At 37.0% G+C, this 5,154-nt stretch carries 4 protein-coding genes; all 4 read right to left on the bottom strand.

Annotated features, from left to right (window positions below; genetic code table 11):
• Window positions 1-121 precede the first annotated feature (121 nt).
• Complete coding sequence (locus tag KK060_RS24455; RefSeq protein ID WP_254157846.1) at window positions 122-1,849, bottom strand: CHASE3 domain-containing protein; 1,728 nt, start codon at window positions 1,847-1,849, stop codon at window positions 122-124.
• A 209-nt stretch (window positions 1,850-2,058) separates the two neighbouring features.
• Window positions 2,059-2,553 carry a DUF4112 domain-containing protein gene (locus tag KK060_RS24450; protein WP_254157844.1) on the bottom strand — a complete coding sequence of 165 codons (495 nt, stop codon included), beginning with the start codon at window positions 2,551-2,553 and terminating at the stop codon, window positions 2,059-2,061.
• Between the two features lie 112 nt (window positions 2,554-2,665).
• The gene (locus KK060_RS24445; RefSeq protein ID WP_254157842.1) at window positions 2,666-2,887 is read right to left on the bottom strand and encodes a Sec-independent protein translocase subunit TatA/TatB; all 222 of its coding nucleotides are present in this window, start codon (window positions 2,885-2,887) and stop codon (window positions 2,666-2,668) included.
• A gap of 141 nt (window positions 2,888-3,028) precedes the next feature.
• Window positions 3,029-5,154 (bottom strand): sensor histidine kinase (locus KK060_RS24440; protein WP_254157840.1); only part of this gene is annotated, 2,126 nt, incomplete at its 5' end.

Here is a 5,154-nt window from a genome sequence, read left to right as displayed (position 1 = left end):
CTCTTCCCCGTCCTGCAAATGCACCAAATGATTCGCCAAATTGTACTTTTTCAGCGCTCGAATGGTTAAGCCCGCGTCATCCGGATTATCTTCAACTAGTAAGATTTCCACTGCATTATTACTATTTTCCTTCATCATGGGGTATTATAAAGTAAAAAGTTGCGCCCTCATTCAGTTTTCCCTCCGCCCATATGCGGCCCTTATGCCTTGTTACTATTCGTTTTACTATTGCCAGCCCAACACCAGTACCTGCAAAGTCCTGCATTCTGTGCAAACGCTGAAAAACGCCAAACAATTTATCTACATACTGCATATCAAAACCAACTCCATTATCTGAAATTTTGTAACAAACGCCGTCCTTTTGGTCAGTTGAACTTATCTCAATTCTCGCTTTCTCTGTTTTGCTGGTATATTTTAAAGCGTTAGCAACAAGATTAATCCAAACCTGCCTGATCATATCAACATCTACATTTGAAGATATCAATGGATTCAAAATAACCTCAACATTATCTCGCTTTTCCTGCTCTAAAAGATCTTTAACAATTGATTTTACAAGGACAGTCATATCAATGTAAGCAAGGGCAATTTCTTTTCTTCCAACACGTGAGAAATCAAGCAAATCGTCAATAAGTTGACCCATTCGCTTGGCATTGTTAATAATAACCTGAATAACCCTTACACCTTCAGCATCAAGTTTGTTGTGATAATCTTCGTGTAATATACGCGCATAACCATCGATAGAGCGCAACGGTGCTCTTAGATCATGAGACACGGAATAAGTAAAAGCTTCTAATTCATTGTTGAGATTTTTAATTTTTGTCTCTGCAATTTTCCGCTCTGTATTATCAAACGTACTGGAGCGGCTTTTTACAAAGTTTCCTTGTTGATCATATATTGCTAGCGAACTGCTTATTACAGGGAGCAAAGTGTCATCCTTTCTTTTCAATGTAAACTCAATGTCGTGTAAGTATCCCTTCTCAATATACGCAGGAAAGAGCTTGTTAAACTCATTAACACTTTCTTTTGTTAAAACATCCCTGAAATTCAATTTTCCTATTACTTCTTCTTTGCTGTTAAAGCCGAGCCACTTGAGTAATGTATTATTGATATTAACAAAAACACCATCCACGTTGATTGAATGATAACCACATGGAACATTATCATAAAGATCATTTATTTCATGGGAGGCTTTCCTTAACTCTTCCTCCGTCCGAATTCTGGATTTAATATTCGCATTAATTGCATAGAACAAACTCAAAAGCACGAGTGCAATTATTATTAAAAGACTTTCAAAGCTGATATTGAATTTCTCTATCTGATCGTGATTATTTAACGTTCTCGCTTTCAGCAATCTGTTCTCTTCACCCTGAATTTGCGCTACGCCTTTTCTAATGGAATCCAGAATTTGTTTCCCTCTAAAACTTGCATTCAACTTTAACGCTTCTTCAAAACTTCTATCTCTCACTTCAATAACCTCTGACGCAAAACTTAGCAGGTGCCTCACATCATTCTGTAGACTACCAATCCTTTGTTGCTGACTTGCATTATCTGAAGTGAGTTGTTGTAAATGACTTACTTGCTTCTCAATCTCCTCTTTTCCTTTATTGTAAGCTTCTAAAAATTCCGTTCTCCCTGTTAAAGAATATCCTCTTTGACCAACCTCAATATTTTCTGCCAGTGTTAAAATTCTTTCGGATACAAAAAGTACCTCATGTGTATGAATTACCCATTGTGTGGTAGATACAAATTTTTTCGTATTCCAATACGAATAGAGCCCTAACCCTATTAGAATAATTAAGGTAACAAGAAAGCCAAATAAAATTCTTTTGTTTAGGTAGATTTTGAACATTACAAAATTTATAGCATTAACATATGATGTCCGTAACTGGTATCATAGACTCCAGAAGAACACAGTTGACAAACAGTCAAACCTAGGATGGGTTGTTTTAAAATTAGAATTATCGTCTATTAATAAAAATTAAGTATCCATTCAAATATTACACGCTTATTACATGCGCTAAAATTCTACATGTAATATCACGGTTGGAATTGAATATTTTAAAAAATTGCTTCCATCAACTTCCATATTCCAAAAATTACCAAAGACACCAGTGCTATGGCTACAATAGCAATTAATATAAGAAGCCCTCTTCCTGATCCCTGATGTTTGCCTTCAAAGTAATACTCTTTCAGTAACCGTACATTCCTATCGTTCGATCTGTAAAAAATATCGAATACAGTCCCTACAATTGGAATAGCCCCGATTACAGTATCTAAAGTAGAGTTCAGTATCATTTTAATCACCACCTTGCGGCTAGCACCATGGTTGTACATTGTATAGATCATGACTCCTGAAATAATGTACGTGAGCAGGTCACCAAAAACAGGAAAAAGGCTTAATATGGGATCAACCCCGAACTTTATCTTCGTACCAGGTATCAGAAATCTTGAGTCCATCAGCCTGGCATACTTCTCGATCCACCGGAGATCAGGTGCGCTATAATGTACTCGCGCGGTATTATCATCTTTTATTATTTGTACGTTTGGCTGCATGGCTTCCTTTTTACAAAGGGAAGGCATAAAATAATGCCAAGCAGCTAATAAAATAAAAGCATACTCAGCCTTGAGTATGCTTTATAATATCTGAGTTTATTCTTACAGCTTCTTACTTAGGATCTTCTGTCTTCACCGGGCCGCGTGAATCTGTAGTTTCAATATCCTTTTTAACATCCGAAATTCCTTGTTTGAATTCATTTATACCTTTTCCAAGTCCCTTCATAAACTCCGGTATTTTCTTCGCACCAAAGAAAATAAGAACAAATAGCCCTATAAGAAGTATTTCCTGCATGCCTACACCACCTAAGAATAATAAAATTGATTGAATCATAGCTGTAGATTTATTGCTTAACACATAAGTAGACTAAAAAATCCGAAAGACATGAGAAAAACAATTATTTATTAGTTGAACGGTTAATAATAACGATAGTCTTTATTATTGCTGATACAAAGAATTTACGAAGCAGCTATTTCAACCAGCGTTATAGAAAGGGAGGATTATCGTGACGCGTGTTCCTGTCGCAGTCACATTCAATGTTCTCTTATCAACCAAAGTAAACGAATGCCCTGCTTTGATCTTATTTAATAAAGCAAATCTGTTTTCAATGATTGCAATACCCCGAGAAGGCTTCTCGCTTTTAGAGAATTCTTTTCTCCTTTTAGATTCCTCAAGTCCGATGCCATCATCATCGATAATAATGTGAAGATTATTATCATTAAGTGTCACCTTTACCAGAACATGCCCCGGGCTCTCCTTTGGAAGTATACCATGCCATATTGAATTTTCAACGAAAGGTTGGAGAATGAGCGATGGCATCTTATACACTCCATTTCTAATTTCTTGCTCTGCTTCAATTGAATATGTAAGATTTCCGGAAAATCTCAGCATCTCAAAAGACAAATATAAATCCAGATTATGAAGTTCCTTCTCTATACTAACCAGGTTGTTTTCAAGTAATTCGAGATTAGCCCGCATTAATCTTGCAAATTTCGCCAGGTAGCTCAACGTGTTTCGCTGGTCATTTTTTGTGACAAATGCCTGGATGGAGTTAATAGCATTATTCATAAAATGAGGACTAAGCATATTTCGCAATGCCTTGTGCTCAAGCTCCATCCTTTGCTTCACAGCCAACAGGGCTACCTCTTTCTTACGTGCATGCCTTTGTATAAAAAGCATTGTTATCCATATAATCATAGACAACACTAGAAAACTGAACACAACCAGAAACCAAGCCTGTCTGTAAAGCGGCGTCGGGTTGAATACTTTTAAAGTAGCTTCTGATAGAAGTCTACTGTTACTATCAGTAATTTTTATTTCAACGGTTGATTTACCATAGGGCAGATCCTGAATTGTTGCATCGGTTAGCGTTTGAAGCGGAACCCAGGCGTTATTATCTATTCGGTAATGTGCGCTCCAGCCTTCGCGGCTCTTGTAGAATGGAATAGAATACCTTAATGTAAAATACTTTGAGGTAAAAGGTAATTGAATATCCTTATTTTCACTGCGAAGAGACGTTGCTCCTATTAACTTATCCTTCAAAACAATCTGAAACCTTTGTTTTAATCCCTGTTTAACAAACTTCTCTGTTTCGATACGCGTAAGCGTGTTAAGGGAAAGCGCATAGAGATAACCTGTAGTCTCATCATATCTCAATTTAAAGATATCAGAAGGCAGACCGTCTTCTTCGTTAAAGAGATCAAACTCGCCTTGCGCGTATCGCACTAAGCCATTACTGGTTGCTATCCAAATATTACCAATGTCATCTGCTTCGATAGAATTACACCTGATTTTTGTTAATGGGTTATCGAATGCAACCACCTCTCCCTTAGAAGTGAATTTACACAGCCCTCCGTTCGTTCCTATCCAATGACATTGATTGGTTGTATCAGCATATATAACATTCACGTAATTATCAGGCAAACCGGATAACTTATTGAGAACTTTCCAACCGTTATGATCAGCGATATATAAACCAATGTCTGTCCCCGCTATTATGTTTCCACTAAAATCTTCTGATATTGCTCTTACTATTCTTTTATCAAATTCTTGGAGGTAAAGAATTTCGTTAAAATTTTTGTTGATTCTAGCCAATCCCATTCGTTCACCACTCCAATACTCCCCATTTGTACTTTGGTAAAGTGCTCCAACAAAGCTTCTGCATTTTATACTATCCAGTATGCCGTTCCTTTCCCTATACAAAAATGAGTACGTCGCAACAAGATAGTCTTGCCCACGTGGTCTTATTATTGCACTGATTCTTTTTTTTCTTAATGACCTCGGGATGTTTAGTGATGAAGCCTGGATAACATTATCTTTTAAAATACTAGGCGTATAATGGGGACTGACAATGATTGGGTTTTCAATTGATTTATCCAAAACAACATCTGCTGTAACAAGCAGTCCTATCGGCATTTTGAAGTTTTTAACGTACAGACTTGGTATGCAGAAAACACCTTGCCCATAAGTAGCTAGCCAAATACTATTGTCAGCAGCCTGGAATATATCGTTAACTATAACACCTCGAAGTAAACGCTCGCGGGATTTAAGATCAGGAGAGTAGACCCAAATCTCACCCTCAATATCATTCGTCCAGATAC

The organism is Chryseosolibacter indicum (assembly GCF_018598585.1).
GTDB classification, from domain to species: Bacteria; Bacteroidota; Bacteroidia; order Cytophagales; family Cyclobacteriaceae; genus Chryseosolibacter; species Chryseosolibacter indicus.
Note: the sequence above shows the minus strand (reverse complement) of the source record. Positions and strands in the feature narration are given on the sequence as shown.